This window comes from Roseibium sp. RKSG952 (genome assembly GCF_009711355.1).
The window spans coordinates 1-815 of sequence record NZ_SMMF01000395.1; the positions used below are offsets into that span (position 1 = coordinate 1).

The 815-nt window shown below is 58.5% G+C and carries 2 protein-coding genes; both read left to right on the forward strand.

What is annotated here, in order from left to right; translation table 11 throughout:
- Window positions 1-196 (forward strand): hypothetical protein (locus E1297_RS49555; protein ID WP_209015565.1); only part of this gene is annotated, 196 nt, incomplete at its 5' end.
- An 8-nt stretch (window positions 197-204) separates the two neighbouring features.
- On the forward strand, window positions 205-693 hold the full coding sequence (locus tag E1297_RS01200) for a hypothetical protein (RefSeq protein ID WP_155132867.1): 489 nt from the start codon (window positions 205-207) through the stop codon (window positions 691-693).
- Window positions 694-815 lie beyond the last annotated feature (122 nt).

An 815-nucleotide genomic window follows, 5' to 3' on the forward strand; every position in this document is an offset into this window, starting at 1 on the left:
GTCTGCCCGTCTTGTGGTGCGGATGCTCGGTAATCTCTTGGGATTTTCGTTCGGAAGTCCAGACTTTTTCGGCGCCCTCCTGAGGTCCAAGAGTTTTTCAACGGGCTGTCAAACCTCTTTTTGCCGGCGCAAGCCCTTATTTTTGCGACCAAAACAGTTTTCGGCTATTGGTTTACTCGGAGAACGTAAACAATAGAGGTCCGCATGCACGAGGCCGTTGCAGCTACTCCGTCCGAAATCGGCGACGCTGTCGCCTACCTGCGCCAATCTGCCGAACGCTCTTGGGCGAATTGGCACGCAAGCAGCTCAAAGCCAAAGGACCCGTTTCGGCCCGACAGCCAGAACATGTGCGGGTTCACCGCCTCATTCGTCTCGCTCGCTCTTCCGGACATCGTCGGCGGAAAATGGCAGGTCGCCGGCGGTTGGCCGCAAAACGGCGGCGGCGTCATCAGCCCCTCCGGGGAGACCAGGGCGCACTTCTGGTCCGTTTCTAAGTGCGGGCTCGTCGTTGACATCACCGGAGATCAGTTCGGTCTCCCGTCCGTGATCGTGACGACGCGGGCGGACAACCGGTACAGAGCCTCCTTTTGCTCCGAGTTCCTGAAGATGCATCTCCCTAAGGTCATTCCGGTGGCGGTCAAATGGCTAGAGGAACTGTCCCTAACTACCGACCGGAAACCGACGGTCCACTAAGGTGTCGGCGGTGACGTTCGAGCAATTTCGCAAACGACGCCATCCAGGTCGGAACGAAGTCTCTCGGCCATACGACACGCGGTGGCATCCCAGAGTTAACGTCTTCCCCGCCCTGAAGGACG